Source organism: Pseudooceanicola aestuariicola (genome assembly GCF_045763785.1).
In the GTDB taxonomy this organism is placed as follows: Bacteria; Pseudomonadota; Alphaproteobacteria; order Rhodobacterales; family Rhodobacteraceae; genus Pseudooceanicola.
In genome coordinates this window covers 107642-129510 of record NZ_JBJGSF010000003.1, presented here as the reverse complement: position 1 = coordinate 129510, position 21869 = coordinate 107642, and the positions used below count along the sequence as shown (strand labels likewise).

Sequence of the window (21869 nt, the reverse complement as noted above, 5' to 3'; positions counted from 1 at the left end):
GATGTTTTCGGGGGCCAGATGGATCGGCCAATCAAACAGCATGCAGCGGCCGTGCGGCACCGCCTGCGCCAGATGCTCATCGGGCCTCAGACGCTGGCCTTTCTGCCCGCGCTGGCCTTGGCGGCCTTCTGGTTCGCGGGCGAACCCGGCCTGATCGCCACCGCCTTAGGCCTGCCGGTGCTTTTCGCCCTGCTGGGTGGTTTTTCCGCCCAACCCATCGCCCCGATCCGCGGCTGCGACAGCGTCACCGGCCTGCCCTTGCGCGATTCGCTGCAGGCCATGACGACGGCGGTGATGGCGGGTACCCTGTCGTCGCGGCGGGCGACCGCTTGTTACATGGTCGCTCTGGACGATTTCGACGTGATCTCAGACCGATATGGACGCTCTGCCGCCGATCACGTGCTGATCAAAACCGCGCAACGGCTACGCGGTGCCCTGCGCGATCAGGACCTGATCTGCCGAACGGGCGGCAGCAGCTTTGGCATCGCGATCGCGCCGGTCGCACATCTGGACATCGAAACAGCCATCCAAATGGCCAGCCGCCTGCAATCCGCCGTGGAAGAGCCGATCGTTCTGGACAACACCATCATCTACGTGTCCGCCTCGATCGGGTTCTGCATGGGCAGCCGCGCATCGGAACCGACGGGCGAAGGCCTGATCGACGCCGCAGCGACCGCCTTGGGCGAAGCCATCCGCAACGCGCCTTCGGCGATTCGGTCCTACTCTGACGAATTGCGACGCACCGAACGGTCGCGCCACATCTTCGCGGATGAGGCTGCGGCTGCACTGGAAAACGGGGAAATCCACCCCAATTTCCAACCGCAGATCTCGACCGACACCGGTCGCATTACGGGGTTCGAGGCGCTGGCCCGCTGGACCCACGCCGATCGTGGCCCCATCGCCCCTGCCGACTTCCTGCCCGTGCTGGAAAACGCCGGAAAACTCGCCCGGTTGGGCGAAGTCATGCTGACACAATCCCTCGCTGCCCTGCGCCAGTGGGACGAGGCCGGGCTGGATGTGCCGACGGTCGCCGTCAACTTCTCATCGGATGAACTGCGCAATCCCAAGCTGATCGATAAGGTCAAATGGGAATTGGACCGATATGATCTGGCGCCGCATCGCCTGTCGATCGAGGTGTTGGAAACCGTGGTCGCCGCTTCGCCCGAGGATGTCGTGTCCCGCAACGTCAATGGCCTCGCCCGTTTGGGCTGTCGTATCGATCTGGATGACTTTGGCACGGGTCACGCCTCGATCTCTTCCATCCGCCGCTTCGCTGTCAGCCGGATCAAGATTGACCGCAGCTTTGTCATGAAGGTCGACCGCGATGCAGAGCAACAGCGGATGATTTCTGCCATCCTCACGATGGCGGAACGGCTGGGGCTGGAAACGCTGGCCGAAGGTGTCGAAACGCCCGGGGAGCATACGATGCTGGCGCAACTCGGATGCGACCACGTGCAAGGCTTCGGGATCGGCCGTCCCATGCCGTTCGAGGCGACGGGGGACTGGCTGCGCAATCACAATGCCACTCTGGAAGATGCGCCTCGGATCACGCGCAAGAACGGGTAAGGCCGGTCTCCGATACCAACGCATTGTCCCGCCAAAGGCCGATCCGATCACCGCAGGGTGATCAAGAAAACAGGCCAGTTCGTCACGTTTTCCCGATTCCGCCTTGACCTTTGACCCCTACGTCTGTTGAACCCACCTACCTTTCAATTCGAACGGAACGGGCGCAATGGACGACCAGAATAAGAACCTCATTCTCGCAACGGTACTCAGCTTTATCGTGATCGTCGCGTGGTTCATCTTTTTCCCGCCGCCCGAGGCGACGCAGGATCCCAACGCGCCCGAAACTACGCAGCAGGCCGAAAACGCCGAAGCCGCGCCCATGACCCCGCAGACCTCGCAGGATACGGCCGGTGCCACCGCGCCGACCGCGCCCGTCACCGACGCCGAAGAAGATGCCCCGCGCCTGACCTTCGACACCGCCCGCATCGACGGGTCGATCAACCTGCGCGGCGGCAAGATCGATGATCTGAGCCTTAAGGACTACATGACCAGCCTGGAGCCCGGCGCGACCGAGGTCACCGTGCTGCGCCCCGAAGGCGCCCGCGACCCGTTTTACGCGCTTTACGGCTGGATCCCGGTCTCTGGCGTCGACGCAGGTGCCCTGCCCGGCGAAGACACCATCTGGACGCCGCGCGGCAACACGACCCTGACGACCGACACCCCGGTCACGCTGACCTGGGATAATGGCTCTGGCCTGATCTTCACCCGCGAAATTTCTGTCGACGAAGATTACATGTTCACCGTCACGCAAGGCGTTGAGAACACGACAGATAATGCCATTTCGCTGCGGCCCTACGCGCTGTTGCGTCGCCATGGCATCCCGTCGGATCTGAAAAAATTCTTCGTCCTGCACGAAGGCCTGATCCGCATGTCCGATGGTGAGCTGGAAGAGCAAAGCTACGGCAATATCGAAGATTACGACATCGACGACCGCGAAGGCGTGCCTGCAGAACGTCTGGAAGTGGCCGAAAGCGGCTGGATCGGCTTCACCGACCACTACTGGATGTCGACGATCATTCCGGACGGATCTTTCCGGTCGACCGCCAAGTACTTCCCCAGCCGTGCGATTTTCCAAACCGACGCCGTTCTGCCGACGCTTGACGTCGCGCCCGGCGCCTCGGCCTCCAGCGAAACGCGCCTGTTTGCGGGGGCCAAGGAATGGACCACCATCCGCCACTACGAAAACGACGAAGGCGTGACCCGCTTTGTCGACGCGATCGACTGGGGCTGGTTCTTCTTCCTGACCAAGCCGATCTTTGCTGTCCTGCACTGGCTGAACAGCATCATCGGCAACATGGGCTGGTCGATCATCGCCCTGACCATCCTGCTCAAGGCGATCCTGTTCCCGCTGGCCTACAAATCCTACGCCTCCATGGCGAAGATGCGCGAACTGCAACCGCAGATGGAAGCGCTGAAGGAAAAGGCCGGCGACGACCGCCAGAAGATGCAGAAAGGCATGATGGAGCTGTATAAGAAGGAAAAGGTGAACCCCGCATCGGGCTGTCTGCCGATCCTTCTGCAAATCCCGATCTTCTTCAGCCTCTACAAGGTGATCTTCGTCACGCTGGAGCTGCGCCACGCCCCTTGGGTCGGCTGGATCCGCGACCTTAGCGCCCCCGATCCGTCGTCTATCCTGAACCTGTTCGGCCTGCTGCCCTTCGCAGCACCCGATCCGGAAAGCTTCTTGGCGATCATCAGCCTTGGCGTTCTGCCGATCCTGCTGGGTATCTCCATGTGGCTGCAGCAGAAACTGAACCCGGCGCCCACCGACCCGACCCAGCAGATGATCTTTGCCTGGATGCCTTGGGTGTTCATGTTCATGCTGGGCAACTTCGCCAGCGGTCTGGTTCTCTACTGGATTACGAACAACACGATTACGTTCATCCAGCAGTACGCGATCATGCGCAGTCACGGGTTCAAGCCGGACGTTTTCGGCAATATCCGGAAAAGCTTTAGCCGCAAGAAAGCCGCTGAAAAATGACGGCCCGCGTGGCCGCGATATACCGTCACCCCATCAAGGCCATTAGCCGCGAAGAGGTGACGGAGGTCGACTTGATCGCCGGGCAGACATTGCCCGGCGACCGTCGTTTTGGCGTGGCGCATGAGGCTGCGAAGCTGGTGGATGGCGATTGGAACCGTTGCGTGAATTTCATCCGTGGCGCGTCATCGCCGCAGTTGATGGCGGTATCGCTGCGCACCGAAGGCGACAAACTTCACCTAAGCCACCCCGACCGTCCTGACCTGTCGATTGATCCCACGACCGATGGTCCGGCCCTGATCGAATGGGTGCGCCCCCTTGTCGATGCCGGACGCGCTGACCCGACGCAATTAGTACCAGCCCCGGCCGAGCGTGGCCTGACGGATACCATGGCCCCCACGATCACTATGGCCAGCCTTGCCAGTCACGACGCCGTTGCGGCCAAGGCCGCACATCCGTTTCAAATCCACCGGTGGCGGTGCAACATCTTCCTGGACGGGCTGAAGCCCTGGGAAGAATTCGATTGGGTCGGCAAGATTGTACAGATCGGAGAGGCCGAGGCCCGCGTTGCCCAACGGATCGACCGTTGCATGGCGACCACCGTCAACACGGATACGGGCGTCCGCGATGTCCCGACACTCGATATTCTAGAAGACTATGGTCATCAGGATTTCTCTGTCGGGTTGATTGTGACCAAAGGCGGAAAACTTCGCATCGGTGATGAGGTGACCATAAAATGACTCAGCTACCCTTTCCCGAGGTTGAAGAGCCAGACGCGCAGGCACTGGAAAATGGCCGGTTGCTGTTCGCGGGCGAAACCCAGTTCGTCAAAGGCGTCGTCGCCATGGATGGCTTGCCCCCCGCCGATAGGATGGAGGTGTGCTTTGCTGGCCGATCGAACGTGGGCAAATCCAGCCTGATCAACGCGCTGACAGGTACCAAAAACCTTGCCCGTGCGTCGAACACGCCGGGCCGGACGCAGGAAATCAATTATTTCACGCTTGCCGAACGCGGCTATCTGGTCGACCTGCCGGGCTATGGCTACGCCAATGCGCCGCTTCCGATCGTCGAAAAATGGCAACGCCTGCTGAAACAATACCTCAGTGGTCGCCAGACGCTGCGCCGGGCCTTCGTGCTGATCGACGCACGCCATGGTGTGAAAAAGGTGGATGAGGAGATCATGAGCCTGCTGGACAGCGCAGCCGTGACCTTTCAGACCGTCCTGACCAAGACCGACAAGGTCCGGAAGACGGAATTGGAAAAGAGCCTCCGCATTACACGAGAGGCTCTTGCCAAGCATCCTGCCGCCTTCCCCGAACTGGTTCTGACCAGCTCGGAAAAAGGCGAAGGAATTGCGACCCTGCGAAGCATCATCGCAGGGATCGACTAACCTAGATCAGAAGCGGAAGCCGAGGCGCGCTTCGATCGTGTTGCCGGTCAGCTTGGTGCCCGTACCGGCAAAGTTGTCGTATTCGTTGTACAGATATTCGGCACCCAGCGTCACACCGTTGGCGAACTGGTAGTCCATGCCGAAACCAGCAACGTAGCCGTCGCCGTTACCGGCCGACGATTGCGCGTTGGTGTAACCACCGGTCCCGTACAGCAGCACGTTGCCCGCATCATAGCCGAGACGGCCTTTGACGCGCGTCACTTGGTTCAGCGCCGTGCCACCGATGGTGATGTCGTTGCCAAAGTACTGAACTTCGCCACCTGCGACGATGCTGCCAAAGTCATAGTCGTAACCGGCAAAACCACCCAGGCTTGCGCCGCTGCCGTTTGCACCACCGGCGTCATAGTCGCCATAACCCAGCGACGTGCCGAGGTAGGGACCAGTCCAGTCGCGGCTGGCGATCACGGGGGTGACCGGCTCAACAATAACCGGATCGGCGGGGGCTTCGACCGGGTTGCCAGCCAATGCGGCAGTCCCTGCGGTCATTGCGATGGCGGACCCGATGACAAATGTCTTGATGCGTTTCATGAAACGTCTCCTTCATTCCGTTGGGCGCGTTTTGCGCTCTCATGACGTCAACGCGGTATGTGCGCTTCGGGTCCCGCACTGTCAAAAGCCGGCGAAACATGTGGCATAAATGTGCCTATTGGGCCCTTGGCAGTGGCGGGAACTGGCCGTATCAACGGGATTGACCCACCGAAGGGCCCGGAAAATGAGAAAACAGAACACCATGAACCGCGACTGGATCGCCACCGCCCGCACCCTGTCCGAAGCCCTCCCCTATCTGCAGCGCTTTGCGGGGGCGATTGTCGTGGTCAAATTTGGCGGCAATGCCATGGGCGGCGTCGAAGAAATGGCCGATTTTGCCCGCGACATCGTTCTGATGCGGCAGGTGGGTGTGAACCCTGTTGTCGTGCATGGTGGCGGCCCGATGATTAACCAGATGCTGGATAAGCTGGGCATCGAAAGCCACTTTGTCCGCGGTAAGCGTGTGACTGACCAAGCCACCGTCGAAGTGGTCGAAATGGTCCTGACCGGCCTTGTGAACAAGCGCATCGTTCAGGCCATCATGGACGAAGGTGGCCGCGCAGTCGGCCTGTCCGGCAAGGACGACGACCTGATGGTGGCCGAAGCGGACGACCCGGAACTGGGCTTTGTCGGCAAACCGGTCGAAATGAACGTTCAGGTCCTTCACGATCTGTTCAGCGCGGGCATCATCCCCGTGATCGCGCCAGTTGCGACCGGTATGGATTCGAACGAAACCTTCAACGTGAACGGCGACACCGCCGCCGGGGCTATCGCTGGCGCGTTGAAAGCCGACCGCCTGCTGCTACTGACGGACGTGCCGGGCGTGAAGAACAAGGAAGGGCACGTTGTCACCGAACTGACCTCGGCCGATGTGCGCGAGATGATCGAGGACGGCACTATCTCGGGCGGGATGATCCCCAAGGTCGAAACCGCGCTGGAAGCGGTCGCCAAGGGCGTGCGCGCGGCCGTGATCATGGATGGTAAACTGCCGAACGCCCCCCTGCTGGAACTGTTCACCGAACATGGCGCCGGTTCCATCATCCGCGGCTAAGGTGCCAACGCTGGCGCAGCTTGAGCGTCAGGCCAACCAGCAGCACCTGACGATCACAGCAGCCCTTGGCACTGACAAATGTGCCACGCGCGACGACCTGCCACCGGGGACGCAGACGCTTTTGATGCTGTCCCCGGACGAGCCGCGCTTTTGGCCGATGTTCATCGACACCCCGGAATACAGGGATGGACAGCCCGACCCGATGGACCGCTGGTCGCGCCGTGTCATTGACGCTTTGGCCGCTAAGTTAGGCGCAACGCCGCTTTATCCCTTTGGTGGCCCACCTTTTCAGCCATTCATCGGCTGGGCGCTGGCCTCGGGCTTTGCCCACAGCTCTCCGGTCGGGATGCTTGTCCATGACCGCGCAGGCCTGTTCCTGTCGTTTCGCGGCGCGCTAGCCCTATCGCAGGCCATAGATGTGCCAGCGCCCGGGCCCAGCCCCTGCACAAGCTGCGCTGACCGCCCCTGCCTGACGGCCTGCCCGGTCAGCGCCCTTGGCGGCGCGGGCTATGACACTAAATCTTGTAAAAGCTATCTGGTTGGGACGCCTGATAACGATTGCATGTCCTCAGGCTGCCGCGCACGCCGCGCTTGCCCGATCGGAAAATCCTATGGCAGAGTGGAGGCACATTCAGCGTACCACATGTCCCAGTTTAGTTAGTCCGGCCCGGTTAATGACCAAACGTCTGATCCTTATGCGGCACGCCAAGTCCAGCTGGGCCACCCCCGGCCAAGACGACCATGACCGCCCCCTGAACAAACGCGGCCGCAAGTCGGCAAAGGCGCTTGGCAAGTGGTTTCGCGACAATGGCATCGCGCCAGAGGTGATCCTTTGCTCTGACGCCGCACGTACGATCGAAACGTTCGAAAACCTGAAAATGGACGGCCAGCTGATCCTGCGTCCTGATCTGTACCTTGCCGAACCCGACCGCATCCTTCAGGTGCTGCAACAGGCCGAAGGGGCCAGCGCGATGATCATCGGCCACAATCCCGGCATCGGTGAATTTGCCCAACGTCTGGTAACAACGCCGCCGCCCCACGCCCGCTTTGCCGATTATCCGACTGGCGCGACCTTGGTGGTCGATGTGCCGCTAGAGGATTGGAAGGCCGGTCATTTCGGCACGTCGCGGGTCGTGAACTTTATCACCCCGCGCGAATTGATCGGGAAAGACACCGACGCCTGACCGCCATGGCGTGACACCCCTGCCCCGGCCTGATAGCCCGGACCTGTCTACAGTGCCGGAGGCCCCAATGCCCTATATCTACATGCTGCTCGCTGTCATCAGCGAGGTGATCGCGACGACATCTCTCAAGGCGGCGGATGGGTTCACCAAGGCCGTGCCCTCTGCTTTGGTTGTCGTCGGATACGGCTTTGCCTTCTACTTCTTGTCGATCACCCTGCGGACACTGCCCGTGGGCACCGCCTATGCCATCTGGTCGGGCTGCGGGATCATTCTGGTCGCGATCGCCGGGTGGCTGATCTATGGGCAGAAAATGGACCTCTGGGGCGTGCTTGGCATGGCGCTGATTATCGCAGGCGTTCTGATCCTGAACCTGATGTCCAAGACCTCAGTCCACTAAGGCTAAGGCCACCAACGCAAAGGGGCGACCGAATGGCCGCCCCGCTGCATGGTTCTGACGAAAGGTTCAGTGCCCAAGGATCTGCGACAGGAACAGCTTGGTCCGTTCGCTTTTCGGGTTGTTGAAGAATTCTTCAGGCTCGTTCTGTTCGACGATCTGACCTTGATCCATAAAGATCACGCGGTTCGCAACCTGACGGGCAAAGCCCATCTCGTGCGTCACGCAGAGCATGGTCATGCCTTCTTCGGCAAGCTCGATCATGGTGTCGAGCACCTCTTTGATCATCTCCGGATCAAGCGCCGAGGTCGGTTCGTCGAACAGCATGATCCGCGGCTTCATGCACAGCGACCGGGCAATCGCCACACGCTGCTGCTGACCACCGGATAACTGGCCGGGATATTTGTCGGCCTGTTCAGGGATCTTCACCTTCTCAAGGAAATGCATCGCCGTTTCTTCGGCCTCTTTCCGGGGCGTCTTACGCACCCAGATCGGGGCCAGCGTGCAGTTCTCTAGGATCGTCAGATGCGGGAACAGGTTGAAGTGCTGAAAGCACATGCCAACCTCGGACCGGATCTTGTCGATGTTCTTAAGATCGCTGGTCAGTTCGGTCCCGTCGACGACGATTTTGCCCTTCTGGTGTTCTTCCAGCCGGTTGATGCAGCGGATCATCGTCGATTTACCGGACCCGGACGGGCCCGCGATAACGATCCGTTCGCCCCGGTTCACCGTCAGGTTAATGTCGCGCAGAACATGGAACGTTCCGTACCACTTGTTCATGTTGACGATATCAATGGCGACCTCGTCCGAGATTTTCATCCCAGTTGCGGCAGGCGTCATCACAGTATCATTCATTGCAGCCACTCCTTAGCGGTGGTCGGTTGCGAGCTGCCGCTCCAACCATTGCGAGTATTGGGAAATGCCGTAGCAGACGACAAAGAACAGAAGCGCGGCAAAGCCAAACAGCTCCCAGTAGACGCCGTTCCATTCCGACGACGCCAAGATCGGGCCACGGATCATGCCGACCAGGTCGAACATCGAGATCACCGACACCAGTGTCGTGTCCTTGAACAGGCCCACTGCGACGTTCACGATCCCGGGGATCGAGATCTTGAGCGCCTGCGGCAGGATGATCAGCCGCATCGCCTGCGGATAATCCAGACCCAGACTGTCCGCTGCTTCGTACTGGCCGCGCGGCAGGGCAGCGAGACCGCCCCGGATCACCTCGGCGATATAGGCAGAGGAGAACATGGTGATCATGATCACCACGCGCAGGAACAGGTCGGTGGTCGTGCCCGGCGGGAAGAAATACGCCAGCATCACCGATGCCACGAACAGCAGCGTGATCAGCGGCACGCCCCGGATGAATTCAATAAAGATCACGCAGATCCACTTGATCAACGGCATCGACGACTGACGCCCCAGCGCCAGCACGATCCCCAAGGGCACCGAAAGCGACACACAGGTCACCCCCAGCATAAAGTTCAGCATGAACCCACCCAGATCACGGGACGGCACGGCCGGCAGGAAGGCGTTTTCAGAAATCCCTTCCGGCAACAGCTTACCGCCGATGATCCAAACCAGCATCGCCACAGCCACAGCGCCGAAGAACCCGGCGGCAAAGCTACCTGCAACGAACCTCTGGTACACCAACGCGCCCGCGACAAACCCGGCCAGCGCGATCAGCGGGATCAGGATCGAACCGCCCCAGATCAGCCAGTAGGCCACGAACGGGAACAGCGCCGTGCCGATCAGCAGCTTGCGCGGCAACCGGTAGAACAGCACCGGTGCAGCGGCAAACAGGAACAGCACGAAGGCTAGGTTCGGACGCCAGTATTCTTCGCTTGGGTATTTGAAGCCGTAGATCAGTTGGTGCCAGCGTTCGCTAAGCACCGCGAAACAAGCGCCCCGGCCTCCGTCCAGAATCTCGCGACATGCCGTCAGGCTGGGCGCATCCCAGACACCGTTCAGAATCCAAGGCAGGGTCTTGGCCAGCACGATATAGATCACGTACAGCGCGACCAGTGTCAGAATGGCATTGGGGATCGTCGCGAACAGGTTGGTCCGCATCCACTTGATCGGCCCCACCTCGGACGCCGGAGGCGGCGAAGGCGGGATCTGAGTGTCGCGCACGAAGGCAACGGTTTGAGCATGGGTATCAGACATAACTCAGCGCTCCTTCAGCTTGATGGATGCATTGTAGACGTTCATGAACGCCGCGATCAGCAGTGAGATCGTCAGATAGAACAGCATCAGCAGAAGCACGCATTCGATCGCCCGTCCCGTCTGGTTCAGCGTGATGCCGCCCAGAGTTGCGGTGATGTCAGCGTAGCCCACGGCGATTGCCAGAGACGAGTTCTTGGTGATGTTCAGGTATTGCGAAATCAACGGCGGGATGATCACGCGCAGCGCCTGAGGCAGAACCACAAGGTTCATGACCCGACCCGGCCGCAACCCAAGGGCCGAAGCCGCTTCGGACTGACCCTTGCTGACGGCCAGGATCCCGGCCCGAACGTTTTCCGCGATGAAGGCGCCGGTGTAGATCGACAGCGCGAACCACAAGGCGATCAGCGGTGCACCGATCTGCAAGCCGCCCCGCAAGTTAAAGCGGTTGGCCAGCGGGTCCGGCAGGTCCAGACCGATCGGCTGGCCCATGATAAAGAACACCAGAACCGACGGCACGATCAGAATAAGCAATGATGGCCAGCCCGTCGGCAGCAGTTTGCCCGACGAATACAGCATCTTTTTCGCATAGCGCCGATAGGCAAAGACCGCGGCGACCGACAGCAAAAAGACCGCCACGACAACCCACGATCCGTCGCCCCATACAGGCGCTGGCACATAGACACCGCGGTTGGTGAAGGCAAATAGCCCCAACAGCAGGTTCTTATCCGGGTCTTCCCCCAGATAGGCACGCGCACCGGGCATGACCGCTGTCATGATGGTGAAGATGATGATGATCCAGATCAGAACCGGAATGTTGCGAAAGATCTCGACGTAAAAGGCCATCAGCTTCTTGATCAGCCAGTTGTTCGAAAGCCGCAGCACGCCCGCGATCACCCCAAAGATCGTCGCGGTGACACAGGCCAAGAAAGCAACGAGGAGTGTGTTCAGGATCCCAACAACAGCCGCGCGTCCATGCGTCGATTGGTTCGTGTAGTCGATCAGGGTCTGGTTGATGTCGTACCCGGCAGGGTTTTTCAGGAAGTCAAAGGCGATGTTCAGCCCGGCTGCCCGCAGGTTCTGGATCAGGTTCCCCGCCAGATACCAGATGGCCAATGCCAGCAAGACAGCTGTGATGGCCTGAAGTGTCAGCGAACGATACCGCGTATCGTTCAACAGCATGGATAGCCGGAACGACTCCTGAGGAGGGTCGGTCAAAGTGGTCATGCAAATTCCCCGTTCTCCGGCCTGTTATTCAGCTGCGTCTGTGCGCAAGTGGCCGGCAATCATGCCCCCGGTTATGGCCCGGGTTACAAAAGTGAAAAGGGCGCGGAGGTTGTCCGCGCCCTTCCCTTAAGTCTTAGCGGAACGGCGGCGAGTACAGCAGACCACCGTTGGTCCACTGTGCGTTCAGACCGCGCGACAGACCGATCGGCGTGGATTCACCGATGTTTTCCTCGAACACTTCGCCGTAGTTGCCCACGGATGCGATGATGTTCTTGGCCCAGTCAGCGTCCAGACCCAGCATTTCGCCCAGGTTGCCCTCGGTGCCGAGGATCCGGTTGATTTCCGGATTGCTGCCAGCCTCGGACGCCATGCCTTCGACGTTCTCGGAGGTGATGCCCAGCTCTTCTGCTGCGATCATCGCGTTCAGCGACCAGCGGACGACATCGCCCCACTCGTCATCGCCGTGACGGACCAGCGGGCCCAGCGGCTCTTTGGACACGATTTCCGGCAGAACGACGTGGTCGCCCGGTGCTTCGAACGTGGCACGCGTTGCGGCCAGACCGGATGCGTCCGTCGTGTAAACGTCGCATGCGCCAGCCAGATACTGCTGCTGCGCTTCGGCGTTGGTTTCGATCGGAACCGGCTCATAGCTGATGTTGTTGGCGCGGAAGAAATCGGCCAGGTTCAGCTCGGTCGTGGTGCCGGTCTGGATACAGACGGTCGCGCCGTCCAGTTCCTTGGCAGACGAAACGCCCAGTGCCTTGGGAACCATGAAGCCCTGACCGTCGTAGTAGTTGACGCCCACGAAGGTGAACTTCAGGTCAACGTCACGGGACAGGGTCCACGTGGTGTTACGTGCCAGCATGTCGACTTCGCCCGAGGCCAGCGCGGTAAAGCGCGTCTTGCCGGTGGTGGGAACGAATTCGACCGCGGTGGGATCGCCCAGAACGGCTGCGGCAACGGCACGGCAGACGGCAACGTCGAAGCCTTCCCATTCGCCATTGGCGTCGGGGGCTGCAAAGCCGGTCAGACCGGTCGTCACGCCGCAGTTCAGCTTGCCGCGCGCCTTGACGTCGTCAAGGGTCGCCGCGCCAGCTGCGCCAGCCGCGAGGCCAGCAACGGTCAGTGCGCCGAAAAGTACGGATTTTTTCATTTTTACCTCTTCCTGTTTAACCACGCCCATTCGGGTGTGGAACGTTAGGACCTGTGTTCGGCCCTGTACGATACTGTGGGTATCCTCCCGTCAGCATGGCAAGAGTTTGGGTCGATTCATTTCAAAGGGTCAAGTGAAACATCAAGAAAATCAAACAATCGCGCGTTGACCCAGAGTCAATTGACCGCCCAAGAGGCGTCGGCGGACCATTTGGTCAAATCCATGCGGAGAATTGTCTGGTTTACCCGTTTTCGCCGCGAGAGGCGTCAAAGAACTGTTTCGCATTCAGAAACGATTCACGTTTGATTCCCGCCGCTTCGGCCGCTTCTTCATCAACGCCCCATTGCTCGGCCTGCCAGTCTTCGTCGATGCGGCTCAGGTCCCACAGGGCCTCGGGAGCGGATTGGTCCCACGCGGCGGCAAACCCGATGATCAACGACCCCGACAGGGACACAAGATCGTGAAACCCGGCGAGTTCGAAATCGCTCATATCGTGGACACTCTTGGCCATGGCGGCCAACAAGATCGGATCCTGAGGTTCGTGCATGACACCGCTGAACACCTTCAAACGACCGCCAAATCGTCCCTCGGCCCAGTCCAACAGCGGGTCCCACCCTTCTGCCTGCCGCGCAACCAGACCCGCGGGGCTGTCCGCGCGGTAGGACAGCAGATCACTGTCCCCGTAGGCGGCCAGCATGTCGGCCACTTCGGCATGTTGCACCGCCACCTTGTCGATTGCCGCATTCGCACCGCGCATGACCGGCATGGTCATAGGATCGACCTTTTCGACCTGCGCGTCCCATTCCGCAGCCACCATATCAGCCATCGCCCGCGTCGGCAGGGTCAACGCGCGCTTTGCAGGCGTTTTAACCGGACGCCCGTCCAAAGTGACCGAGAAACCCTGATCCACTTCGGTGACGTCGACGGTTTTCCAGAACCGTTTCGGGGCCCATTCGCTCATGCTCGCTCTCCCAATACGCGGTCGATGGCCGGGATTAGATCACCGGCCTCAGACACGATTTCACGCGCCTCGGTCAGCGACGTCGCGGGGTGATAGCCCCAGTCAACGCCGATAAAGGGCACGCCAGCCGCAGCGGACATCTGCATGTCATACGTCGTGTCCCCGATCATCACCGCATCACTTGCCTCGACCCCGGTTTCGACCAGCGCGGTCAGGATCATCGATGGGTTTGGCTTCGACGGATGGTCATCCGCGACCTGCTGGCTGTGGAACAGGTTCGACCAACCATGATTGTCCAACAGCGACACCAGCCCCCGCCGCGATTTTCCGGTGGCGATGGCCAGCAGGGTTTCAGGCTGCCGGGCCAGCGCCTCAACCGCGTCGCGGATGCCCGGGTATAGCGGGCTAGACGCCGCGCCGGCCTTGATCCGCAGCGCCTGATAGGCGGACTTGTATTCGGCGACCATTGTATCGCGCGTGGCGGCATCCGCGTCGGGCGCCAGCTTCAGCATCGCATGGTCCAGCGACAGGCCCACGATCGACAGGATCGCCGCGCGATCCGGTGCCTCAATCCCCACCGCCTGAAATGCCGCGCCCATCGAGGCGACGATGTCGCCCTGACTGTCCACCAGCGTCCCATCCACGTCGAAGATCACAAGCCGCATTAATGCAGCTCCTCGAACGGGTCATCGGCGGCGATATCTTCGGCCCAGCCCAAGGTGTCCCAGCTTTGCGCCATGTGATCGGGCAGCGGGGCTGTCACCGTCATCTGCTTGCCGGTGATCGGATGCTCGAACGTCATTGACCGGGCATGCAGATGCAGCTTGCGGGAAATCACCCCGCCCAACTGCGCGCCCCAGCCATCCCCCAAGTTGTCCTGACCCGAGCCGCCGTATTTCCCATCGCCGATAATCGGATGCCCGATCTCGGCCATATGGGCCCGCAACTGGTGTGTCCGGCCCGTCAGCGGCTCTAGCGCGACCCAAGACGCGCGCCCCGCCACACGGTAGAGCGTCGCGTAATAGGTATGCGCCCGCTTGGCACCGGGGGTGGAGGCAACCTCGTTCGGGTGAACGGCGCGCATCTTCTCGCCCTCCCCGCCTTTGCCGTGACCGCCAGCCTTGACCAGACCATAGCGGATTTCACCCAGATACGGGGTCGGGACACCTGCGACCAAGGCCCAGTAGATTTTGCGCGTTTGCTTGTGGCGTAGCGCCGCCGTCAGCCCCTGCGCCGCCGCCCGCGTCCGCGCCAACACCAGAACACCCGAGGTATCCTTGTCCAACCGGTGCACCAGCCGCGGCTTTTCATCCAGATCGAACATTAACGCCTCGGCCAGGCCGTCAACATGGCGGGTCTGCTTGCTGCCCCCTTGGGTCGGCAGGCCGGGCGGTTTGTTCAACGCGATGATGTGGTCGTCTTTGTAGATCACGCAGTCCCGGATCATCCGTGCGTCGTCTTCGCTGAGCCTGGATTTCGGCTCTGGCGCCGGGGCCTGCGTGTCGGGGATCGGCGGCACGCGCACGACCTGCCCAGGCTCTAGCCGCGTGGCGGGTTTCACCCGCCCCTTGTCGACGCGCAGATCGCCCTTGCGGCACATCTTTTCGATCCGTCCCTGCGTCAGCTGCGGGAAAAGCGTCCGCAGCCAACGATCCAGCCGCTGATCCGCATCCGCATCGGGCACCGTGATATGTTGAACGCCGCTCATCCGAGGCCCCTTGCAATGAATAGCCCTGCCAGCAAAGCGGCGAGCGAAAGAATGACCGATACGGCCACATAGGCCGCTGCTGCGCTTGTGTCGCCGCGTTCCCACAACGTCACCGCGTCCAGCGAAAAGGCCGAAAATGTCGTGAACCCACCCAGAAGGCCTGTCATCAGCAGCGGCGCGAAACGGTTCGCCGAAAACTGCGCCAGAGCGACGACCAGCACGCCCATCAGGAATGACCCGATCACGTTCACCACCAGCGTCCCCCATGGGAAGCCGGGGCCCATGATGCGGATCGCCGCAAGGCCCGTCAGGTACCGCGCCGACGCGCCGACCGCGCCACCAAGCGCCACATATATCAGGGTTTGGATCATGCGCGGGTCATGGCCAAGGATCGGGCCGGAGTCAATGTATTGAGGTCCGTGCGTGTTGCGACGCCAGAGGGGGCGCTGCCCCCGCGAGGCTGCGCCCCGCCCCCTGGAGTATTTCGGGAAAGATGAAGGGATCAGTCAGCGCCACGCTTCTGGCGCAGCTTGTTGAAATACTCGACGCGTTTTTTCAGATCGCGTTCAAAGCCACGCTCGACCGGTTGGTAAAGGTCAGGTCGCGCGACCCCGTCCGGAAAGTAGTTCTGGCCGGAAAAGGCATCTTCGGCGTCGTGGTCGTAATTGTAGCCCGACCCGTAGCCCTGATCCTTCATCATCGAGGTCGGCGCGTTCAGGATGTGTTTTGGCGGCATGGCGCTGCCGGTCTTTTTCGCAAGGTTCATCGCGCCCTTGTAGGCCACATAATTCGCGTTCGATTTGGGGGCGAGGGCCAGATAGATGACCGCCTGGCTTAGCGCCAGCTCCCCCTCTGGCGACCCGAGCCGTTCGTAGGTGTTCCAGCTATCGAGACAAACGGTCTGCGCCTGTGGGTCGGCCAGCCCGATGTCTTCGACCGCCATGCGAACAAGGCGGCGGGCGAGGAACCGGGGGTCTTCGCCGCCTGCAAGCATACGCGCAAACCAATACAGCGCCGCATCCGGATCGGACCCACGCACGGATTTATGCAGGGCCGAGATCAGGTTGTAATGCTCTTCCCCGGACTTGTCGTATTTCGCCGCGCGCCGCATCAGCCGGGTGGCCAAGGCATCCGGGTCCAACGGGTCTTTGACCTTCCATGCCGCCACCTGTTCGATCAGGTTCAGCAGCGCGCGCCCGTCACCGTCGGCCATATCCTGCAATGCGACCCTAGCAGCGTCGGTCAGCGGAAGGGTGCGCTTCAACTCTGCCTCGGCCCGGTCCATCAGGCGTGTCAGGTCGGCATGGTCCAGTCGTTCCAGAACCAGCACCTGCGCACGACTTAGAAGGGCGGCGTTCAGCTCGAACGACGGGTTTTCCGTCGTGGCGCCGACCAGAAGGATTGTCCCATCCTCCATATGCGGCAGGAACCCATCCTGTTGCGCCTTATTGAACCTGTGGATCTCGTCCACGAACAGCAGTGTCCCTTGCCCCGCGCGGCGGCGTTGTTTGGCGGCCTCAAACACCTTTTTCAGATCGGCGACGCCGGTAAAGATCGCGCTAATCTGGACAAAGGCCAGATCGGTTTCATCCGCTAATAGCCGCGCGATCGTGGTCTTACCCACGCCCGGCGGTCCCCACAGAACAAGCGAAGACAAAGACCCAGAGGCCAGCATGACGCCCAAGGGCGCGTCCGGCCCCAACACCTGTGCCTGCCCGATCACATCCGCCAATGCCTTGGGGCGCAGCCGATCAGCCAGGGGGCGTGGGGCCTTATCTTCGGCCGTGGGATCGTCGAAGAGATCAGCCATCAGAGGCGCAGTCGCAGCGTCATCGCGCGGCCACCCCGGATCAGGCCCAACTCCATCCGGCCAGTGATCTGCGTCAGGATCTCGGCCAGCGTTTCGCTATCCGCCACGTCGATGCCGTTGACCCGTTGGATCACATCGCCCCGCAGCAGCCCCACCCGCGCCCCCAAAGGACCGGGATCAACGATCAAGACACCTTGGGTCCCCGTGTCCAGCGTCAGTTCCGACGCCACCGCGGGGTTCACAGTCTCGAACGTGACCCCGGGGATCGCCGCGTTTCTGGCGGTCGTCACCGGGTTGCGCGGCGGGTCTTCGGGCGCGGCGATCAGATCGACGGATACGTTTTGCGCCTTACCGTTACGAACGAAGGTCACGTCTGCCGAGGCACCGAGGCCTGCGACCGACATGCGGTAGATCATTTCGGGCGGGGTGTTGACGCTAAGCTCGTCGACCGCGGTGATAACGTCACCAACCTCCAGCCCTGCGGCCGTAAAGGGGCTTAGCGGATGAAGCTCGGCCACGATGACACCACCGGGACGGTCCAGCCCCAGTGTTTCGGCCATGCCCGCATCGACCTCTTGGCCCGAGATACCAGCCCAAGGGCGCTGAAACCGGTCGGCGCCCTGTTGCGCCTGATCGACGAATTGCGCGACCAGCGCCGAGGGGATGGCGAAGCCGATCCCGTTCGACCCGCCGGATCGCGTCAGGATCGAGGTGTTCACTCCGATCAACTGACCCTGCATATCAATCAGCGCCCCGCCCGAGTTGCCGGGATTGATCGGTGCGTCAGTCTGAATGAAATATCCGCGCGCAGAGCCCGTTGCGGTGCCCGAACGCGCCAAGCCCGACACGATGCCCGACGATACCGTCTGACCCACACCGAACGGGTTGCCAATGGCCAGCACCAGTTCGCCCACCTCGACCGAGTCGCTGTCGCGCAGGTCCAGATGCGCCATGTCGTCGGGCGCATTATCGATCTTCAGGATCGCAAGGTCGGATTCAGCGTCCGACAACAACACCTGCGCCGTGAATTCGCGCCGGTCGTTCAACACCACACGGATGTCATCCGCCCGTCCGACCACGTGATAGTTCGACACCACGATCCCGTCGTCTGTCAGTACCACGCCAGAGCCCAGAGAATTCTGAACCTCGGGCCGCGAGGGGCCAAAGTTTCGAAAAAACTCGCGGAAGAAGGGATCATTCGAAAACGGTGTGCTGCGCTGCGCGACGACGCGACGGGCGTAGATATTCACAACCGCAGGGGTCGCCTGCTTGACGACCGGGGCAAAGGACAGCTGCACCTCGGCCATGGATTGCGGCACGCGGGTTTCAGCCAGCGCGGGCGACACGGCCAGCGACAGGGCCATTGCGGCAAGGGGGATCAATCGTTTCATCGGGAAAGATATGCGAAGCGGCCACGGGAAAAGCAACCCGGACACTGCCTTTGCGATGCACACTCCTGACAAAGAAAAAGGCCCCCGTCCAATAGGACGAGGGCCCGATCTGCGGGAGACGCCCCGGAGATTATTCGTCGGCTGCTTCTTCAGCGGCCAGGCGTGCCTTATCAGCAGCGCCTTTGGCGTCGACGTCGCGGTCGACGAATTCGATGATGGCCATCGGCGCCATGTCGCCGTAGCGGAAGCCGGCTTTCATGATGCGGATGTAGCCGCCCTTACGCTCGGCGTAGCGGGGGCCAAGAATGTCGAACAGTTTCTTGACTGCTTCGTCCTGCTGGATGCGCGACTGCGCAATACGGCGGGAGTGCAGATCACCCTTTTTCGCCAGGGTCACCAGCTTTTCCACGATGGGACGCAGTTCTTTGGCCTTGGGCAGGGTGGTTTTGATCTGCTCATGTTCGATGAGCGATGCGGACATATTCGAGAACATCGCTTTGCGGTGTTCGTGGGTCCGGTTCAGGCGGCGGTAGCCTCGTGCATGACGCATGTGTCTTCTCCTAATGTGCCCTCTACGGGCGGTTTTGCTTTGTCTGACCGGCGATGCGTGTCACCGGCTCTCCTTGGGGCGTTAGGGCCCAGTCGTCGGGGGCGCCGGGGCGCCCCCTGTCGAAAATCAGAACTGATCTTCGAATTTCTTAGCCAGATCTTCGATGTTGTCCGGCGGCCAATCCTCGACGTCCATGCCAAGGTGCAGACCCATGCCCGACAGCACTTCCTTGATCTCGTTCAAGGACTTGCGGCCAAAGTTCGGGGTGCGCAGCATCTCTGCTTCGGTTTTCTGGATCAGATCACCGATGTAGACGATATTGTCGTTCTTCAGGCAGTTTGCAGACCGGACCGACAGCTCAAGCTCATCGACCTTCTTCAGCAGCAGCGGGTTGAACTCCAGACCGTCGTCGTCATCCTGACGCGATGCGGATTCCGGTTCGTCAAAGTTGACGAAGATCGACAGCTGGTCCTGCAGGATACGCGCAGCAAAGGCCACGGCGTCGTCCGGCGTGATCGACCCATCGGTTTCGATCTTCATGGTCAGCTTGTCATAGTCCAAAACCTGACCTTCACGGGTCGGCTGCACGTCATACGACACTTTCTTGATCGGCGAATAGATCGCGTCGATCGGGATCAGGCCAATCGGCGCATCCTCGGGCTTGTTGCGGTCGGCAGGGACATAGCCCTTACCGGTGTTCACAGTCAGTTCCATGAACAGCGACGCACCTTCGTCAAGGTGGCAGATCACGTGATCTTTGTTCAGCACTTCGATGCCAGCGGATTCCGAAATCTCGGCCGCAGTCACAACGCCCGGACCCTTAGCATTGATCGACAGGCGCTTGGGCCCTTCGACTTCCATCCGCAGGGAAACACCCTTGAGGTTCAGAACCACGTCGGTCACGTCTTCGCGGACACCCGCGATGGACGAAAACTCGTGCAGAACGTTGTCGATCTGTACGGACGTGATCGCGGCACCTTGCAGCGACGACATCAGAACGCGGCGCAGCGCGTTGCCAAGCGTCAGGCCAAAGCCACGCTCCAGCGGTTCGGCAACAACAGTTGCCTGCCGAGACGGGTCAAAGCCCGGCTTGACGTCAAGCTGGGTCGGCTTGATCAATTCTGCCCAATTCTTGTGGATCATGTGCGTCCCTCCATGCTCGTCTCGTCCCCATGTCCCTAAGGACGAAACACCCGAGGTTTAAATGACGGAAAGAGGCCGCGCTGACGCGGCCCCTGAAACCTTGTCTATAATTAGACGCGGCGGCGCTTTGGCGGGCGGCAGCCGTTGTGTGCGATCGGGGTCACATCACGGATCGAAGTGATGTTGAACCCAACAGCGGCCAGAGCGCGCAGAGCCGATTCACGACCCGAACCGGGGCCCTGAACTTCGACTTCCAGCGTTTTCACGCCGTGCTCCTGAGCCTTGCGGCCTGCGTCTTCGGCAGCCATCTGAGCAGCATAGGGCGTCGACTTACGCGAGCCTTTGAAGCCCATGGTCCCTGCGGAGGACCAGGAAATGGCGTTGCCCTGAACGTCAGAGATCAGGATTTTGGTGTTGTTGAACGAAGAGTTCACATGAGCAACGCCAGCGGCGATGTTCTTGGAAACCTTCTTCTTAACGCGGCGGGTATCACGTGCCATTGGTGCGGACCTCCCTTACTTCTTCTTGCCAGCAATGGCCTTTGCGGGGCCTTTGCGGGTACGAGCGTTGGTGTGCGTCCGCTGACCGCGAACAGGGAGGTTGCGGCGATGGCGCAGACCGCGGTAGCAGCCAAGGTCCATCAGGCGCTTGATGTTCATCTGAACTTCGCGGCGCAGGTCACCTTCGACGGTGAAGTTCGCGTCGATGTGCTCGCGGATGGCCAGCACTTCTGCGTCGGAAAGTTCGTTGACCCGGCGGGTCAGGTCGATGTTGACTGCTTCGCAAATGGATTTTGCAGAAGCCGGGCCAATACCGGTGATATAAGTCAGGGCGATCGGTACCCGCTTTGCAGTGGGGATGTTAACGCCGGCAATACGTGCCAATGTCTGTCTTCCTTTTGTTGCGAGCCCGTAGTCCCAGGCCCTTTTTTCACAACACGTCGGTCTGGCAGCAGCGCCTCTCAACGGGTCATATGACGAAACACGAAGAAGGGCCGGAATCGGCCCTACGTTCGAGATAGCGCGTGGTAGAAGCGTTCCGCACCCGGGTCAACCCCCGAAAACGCGATTCAGCGCAATCAAGGTGCATCTGTCCGGGTTGGTCGGACGCCATCACTCTACCAAGAGCGTCGCGGCAAGGAAATCCCCGATTTCCGTCTGCAATTCCTCGTGCAGAATACCGCGATCCCGCATCCCGGCATCGGAACAGATATTGTCGTCCCCCGCGATGCCAATCACGATCCGCCCCAACGCCCTGACGCGGGCCATGTCACGCGTCAGGCCGTTCAGTGCCGATGCCGCGATCCAATCCAGCAAGAAAGTCAGATCGGCCGGGCGGTCCCAGATATGCACGGTGCGATGCGGATCGCCGTCGCGAGACCGGGTGCCGGGGTGATCCGTACCGATGACAATCAAGCCTCGCTTGGCAAAATTAGACGCGATCCAGCCAAGTTGCGGCGCGTTCCCGCCCGATGCATGCGACAGCACGACGACCGGATACGCCCCGTCCACGGGCGCCGCGTCGCGCAGGGCATAATGTCCGTAGAACAGCGCATTCTGCGCCACCAACTCAGGCTCTGCGCCCAGTCGCGCCAAGTACCAGACGATAATGT

Annotated in this window: 24 protein-coding genes; 8 read left to right on the top strand and 16 right to left on the bottom strand. The window is 61.0% G+C overall.

Annotated features, from left to right (window positions below):
* Nucleotides 1–18: 18 nt before the first annotated feature.
* From ACI3GR_RS13035 to yihA, 4 genes are all read left to right on the top strand, one after another.
* Nucleotides 19–1566 (top strand): putative bifunctional diguanylate cyclase/phosphodiesterase, encoded by a 1548-nt coding sequence (locus tag ACI3GR_RS13035; protein WP_407495126.1) that lies wholly within the window; start codon nucleotides 19–21, stop codon nucleotides 1564–1566.
* 166 nt (nucleotides 1567–1732) lie between these two features.
* Complete coding sequence (gene yidC / locus ACI3GR_RS13030) at nucleotides 1733–3547, top strand: membrane protein insertase YidC (RefSeq protein WP_407495125.1); 1815 nt, start codon at nucleotides 1733–1735, stop codon at nucleotides 3545–3547.
* 8 nt (nucleotides 3548–3555) lie between these two features.
* Nucleotides 3556–4284 (top strand): MOSC domain-containing protein, encoded by a 729-nt coding sequence (locus ACI3GR_RS13025; protein ID WP_407495124.1) that lies wholly within the window; start codon nucleotides 3556–3558, stop codon nucleotides 4282–4284.
* Nucleotides 4281–4934: a ribosome biogenesis GTP-binding protein YihA/YsxC gene (gene yihA, locus ACI3GR_RS13020; RefSeq protein ID WP_407495123.1), complete on the top strand. Its 654-nt coding sequence runs from the start codon at nucleotides 4281–4283 to the stop codon at nucleotides 4932–4934. The genes ACI3GR_RS13025 and yihA overlap by 4 nt, the downstream gene beginning before the upstream one ends.
* Nucleotides 4935–4940: 6 nt before the next feature.
* On the opposite strand, the gene ACI3GR_RS13015 is transcribed toward yihA, so the two are convergent.
* A complete protein-coding gene (locus tag ACI3GR_RS13015) occupies nucleotides 4941–5522 on the bottom strand; it encodes an outer membrane protein (RefSeq protein WP_407495122.1) in 582 nt (193 codons plus the stop codon).
* Between the two features lie 184 nt (nucleotides 5523–5706).
* On the opposite strand from ACI3GR_RS13015, the gene argB reads away from it, so the two are divergent.
* The 4 genes from argB (at nucleotide 5707) to ACI3GR_RS12995 (ending at nucleotide 8154) form a co-directional block, all read left to right on the top strand.
* The gene (argB, locus tag ACI3GR_RS13010) at nucleotides 5707–6573 is read left to right on the top strand and encodes an acetylglutamate kinase (RefSeq protein WP_407495120.1); all 867 of its coding nucleotides are present in this window, start codon (nucleotides 5707–5709) and stop codon (nucleotides 6571–6573) included.
* Nucleotides 6545–7234: a ferredoxin gene (locus ACI3GR_RS13005; protein ID WP_407495119.1), complete on the top strand. Its 690-nt coding sequence runs from the start codon at nucleotides 6545–6547 to the stop codon at nucleotides 7232–7234. Before argB ends, ACI3GR_RS13005 begins: the two co-directional genes overlap by 29 nt.
* 13 nt (nucleotides 7235–7247) lie before the next feature.
* Nucleotides 7248–7757, top strand: a complete 510-nt coding sequence (locus tag ACI3GR_RS13000; RefSeq protein ID WP_407495117.1) for a SixA phosphatase family protein — start codon at nucleotides 7248–7250, stop codon at nucleotides 7755–7757.
* A 67-nt stretch (nucleotides 7758–7824) separates the two neighbouring features.
* Nucleotides 7825–8154 (top strand): DMT family transporter, encoded by a 330-nt coding sequence (locus tag ACI3GR_RS12995; RefSeq protein ID WP_407495115.1) that lies wholly within the window; start codon nucleotides 7825–7827, stop codon nucleotides 8152–8154.
* Between the two features lie 66 nt (nucleotides 8155–8220).
* Here ACI3GR_RS12995 and ACI3GR_RS12990 read toward each other — a convergent pair whose 3' ends face one another.
* From ACI3GR_RS12990 to ACI3GR_RS12920, 15 genes are all read right to left on the bottom strand, one after another.
* A complete protein-coding gene (locus ACI3GR_RS12990) occupies nucleotides 8221–8991 on the bottom strand; it encodes an amino acid ABC transporter ATP-binding protein (protein ID WP_407495574.1) in 771 nt (256 codons plus the stop codon).
* A gap of 27 nt (nucleotides 8992–9018) precedes the next feature.
* Nucleotides 9019–10317: an amino acid ABC transporter permease gene (locus ACI3GR_RS12985; protein WP_407495113.1), complete on the bottom strand. Its 1299-nt coding sequence runs from the start codon at nucleotides 10315–10317 to the stop codon at nucleotides 9019–9021.
* Between the two features lie 3 nt (nucleotides 10318–10320).
* Complete coding sequence (locus ACI3GR_RS12980) at nucleotides 10321–11541, bottom strand: amino acid ABC transporter permease (protein WP_407495112.1); 1221 nt, start codon at nucleotides 11539–11541, stop codon at nucleotides 10321–10323.
* Nucleotides 11542–11674: 133 nt separating this feature from the next.
* A complete protein-coding gene (locus tag ACI3GR_RS12975) occupies nucleotides 11675–12694 on the bottom strand; it encodes an amino acid ABC transporter substrate-binding protein (RefSeq protein WP_407495109.1) in 1020 nt (339 codons plus the stop codon).
* Between the two features lie 241 nt (nucleotides 12695–12935).
* Nucleotides 12936–13655, bottom strand: a complete 720-nt coding sequence (locus ACI3GR_RS12970) for an ATP12 family chaperone protein (protein WP_407495108.1) — start codon at nucleotides 13653–13655, stop codon at nucleotides 12936–12938.
* Nucleotides 13652–14320: an HAD-IA family hydrolase gene (locus ACI3GR_RS12965; RefSeq protein ID WP_407495107.1), complete on the bottom strand. Its 669-nt coding sequence runs from the start codon at nucleotides 14318–14320 to the stop codon at nucleotides 13652–13654. Before ACI3GR_RS12965 ends, ACI3GR_RS12970 begins: the two co-directional genes overlap by 4 nt.
* Nucleotides 14320–15363, bottom strand: a complete 1044-nt coding sequence (locus tag ACI3GR_RS12960; protein WP_407495106.1) for an RluA family pseudouridine synthase — start codon at nucleotides 15361–15363, stop codon at nucleotides 14320–14322. Before ACI3GR_RS12960 ends, ACI3GR_RS12965 begins: the two co-directional genes overlap by 1 nt.
* A complete protein-coding gene (gene crcB, locus ACI3GR_RS12955) occupies nucleotides 15360–15734 on the bottom strand; it encodes a fluoride efflux transporter CrcB (protein WP_407495105.1) in 375 nt (124 codons plus the stop codon). The genes ACI3GR_RS12960 and crcB overlap by 4 nt, the downstream gene beginning before the upstream one ends.
* A gap of 131 nt (nucleotides 15735–15865) precedes the next feature.
* A complete protein-coding gene (locus ACI3GR_RS12950; RefSeq protein ID WP_407495103.1) occupies nucleotides 15866–17173 on the bottom strand; it encodes a replication-associated recombination protein A in 1308 nt (435 codons plus the stop codon).
* A complete protein-coding gene (locus tag ACI3GR_RS12945; RefSeq protein ID WP_407495101.1) occupies nucleotides 17173–18564 on the bottom strand; it encodes a trypsin-like peptidase domain-containing protein in 1392 nt (463 codons plus the stop codon). The genes ACI3GR_RS12950 and ACI3GR_RS12945 overlap by 1 nt, the downstream gene beginning before the upstream one ends.
* Before the next feature lie 130 nt (nucleotides 18565–18694).
* Nucleotides 18695–19114 carry a 50S ribosomal protein L17 gene (gene rplQ / locus ACI3GR_RS12940; protein WP_407495099.1) on the bottom strand — a complete coding sequence of 140 codons (420 nt, stop codon included), beginning with the start codon at nucleotides 19112–19114 and terminating at the stop codon, nucleotides 18695–18697.
* A gap of 126 nt (nucleotides 19115–19240) precedes the next feature.
* A complete protein-coding gene (locus ACI3GR_RS12935; protein WP_407495098.1) occupies nucleotides 19241–20257 on the bottom strand; it encodes a DNA-directed RNA polymerase subunit alpha in 1017 nt (338 codons plus the stop codon).
* A 110-nt stretch (nucleotides 20258–20367) separates the two neighbouring features.
* Entirely contained in the window at nucleotides 20368–20757 is a 390-nt protein-coding gene (gene rpsK / locus ACI3GR_RS12930; RefSeq protein ID WP_009805788.1) for a 30S ribosomal protein S11, read from the bottom strand.
* A 15-nt stretch (nucleotides 20758–20772) separates the two neighbouring features.
* Complete coding sequence (gene rpsM, locus ACI3GR_RS12925; protein ID WP_407495096.1) at nucleotides 20773–21141, bottom strand: 30S ribosomal protein S13; 369 nt, start codon at nucleotides 21139–21141, stop codon at nucleotides 20773–20775.
* Between the two features lie 228 nt (nucleotides 21142–21369).
* Nucleotides 21370–21852: an alpha/beta hydrolase gene (locus ACI3GR_RS12920; protein WP_407495094.1), complete on the bottom strand. Its 483-nt coding sequence runs from the start codon at nucleotides 21850–21852 to the stop codon at nucleotides 21370–21372.
* Nucleotides 21853–21869 lie beyond the last annotated feature (17 nt).

Coding starts and splice junctions, on each gene's coding strand:
- rpsK (WP_009805788.1), bottom strand. CDS start 20,757: ATGGCACGTGATACCCGCCGCGTTAAGAAGAAGGTTTCCAAGAACATC.
- ACI3GR_RS12980 (WP_407495112.1), bottom strand. CDS start 11,541: ATGACCACTTTGACCGACCCTCCTCAGGAGTCGTTCCGGCTATCCATG.
- argB (WP_407495120.1), top strand. CDS start 5,707: ATGAGAAAACAGAACACCATGAACCGCGACTGGATCGCCACCGCCCGC.
- ACI3GR_RS12960 (WP_407495106.1), bottom strand. CDS start 15,363: ATGAGCGGCGTTCAACATATCACGGTGCCCGATGCGGATGCGGATCAG.
- ACI3GR_RS13015 (WP_407495122.1), bottom strand. CDS start 5,522: ATGAAACGCATCAAGACATTTGTCATCGGGTCCGCCATCGCAATGACC.
- ACI3GR_RS12965 (WP_407495107.1), bottom strand. CDS start 14,320: ATGCGGCTTGTGATCTTCGACGTGGATGGGACGCTGGTGGACAGTCAG.
- ACI3GR_RS13035 (WP_407495126.1), top strand. CDS start 19: ATGGATCGGCCAATCAAACAGCATGCAGCGGCCGTGCGGCACCGCCTG.
- ACI3GR_RS13005 (WP_407495119.1), top strand. CDS start 6,545: ATGGCGCCGGTTCCATCATCCGCGGCTAAGGTGCCAACGCTGGCGCAG.
- ACI3GR_RS12935 (WP_407495098.1), bottom strand. CDS start 20,257: ATGATCCACAAGAATTGGGCAGAATTGATCAAGCCGACCCAGCTTGAC.
- ACI3GR_RS12975 (WP_407495109.1), bottom strand. CDS start 12,694: ATGAAAAAATCCGTACTTTTCGGCGCACTGACCGTTGCTGGCCTCGCG.
- yidC (WP_407495125.1), top strand. CDS start 1,733: ATGGACGACCAGAATAAGAACCTCATTCTCGCAACGGTACTCAGCTTT.
- ACI3GR_RS12990 (WP_407495574.1), bottom strand. CDS start 8,991: ATGACGCCTGCCGCAACTGGGATGAAAATCTCGGACGAGGTCGCCATT.
- yihA (WP_407495123.1), top strand. CDS start 4,281: ATGACTCAGCTACCCTTTCCCGAGGTTGAAGAGCCAGACGCGCAGGCA.
- rplQ (WP_407495099.1), bottom strand. CDS start 19,114: ATGCGTCATGCACGAGGCTACCGCCGCCTGAACCGGACCCACGAACAC.
- ACI3GR_RS12985 (WP_407495113.1), bottom strand. CDS start 10,317: ATGTCTGATACCCATGCTCAAACCGTTGCCTTCGTGCGCGACACTCAG.
- ACI3GR_RS12970 (WP_407495108.1), bottom strand. CDS start 13,655: ATGAGCGAATGGGCCCCGAAACGGTTCTGGAAAACCGTCGACGTCACC.
- crcB (WP_407495105.1), bottom strand. CDS start 15,734: ATGATCCAAACCCTGATATATGTGGCGCTTGGTGGCGCGGTCGGCGCG.
- ACI3GR_RS12945 (WP_407495101.1), bottom strand. CDS start 18,564: ATGAAACGATTGATCCCCCTTGCCGCAATGGCCCTGTCGCTGGCCGTG.
- ACI3GR_RS12995 (WP_407495115.1), top strand. CDS start 7,825: ATGCCCTATATCTACATGCTGCTCGCTGTCATCAGCGAGGTGATCGCG.
- ACI3GR_RS13000 (WP_407495117.1), top strand. CDS start 7,248: ATGACCAAACGTCTGATCCTTATGCGGCACGCCAAGTCCAGCTGGGCC.
- ACI3GR_RS12950 (WP_407495103.1), bottom strand. CDS start 17,173: ATGGCTGATCTCTTCGACGATCCCACGGCCGAAGATAAGGCCCCACGC.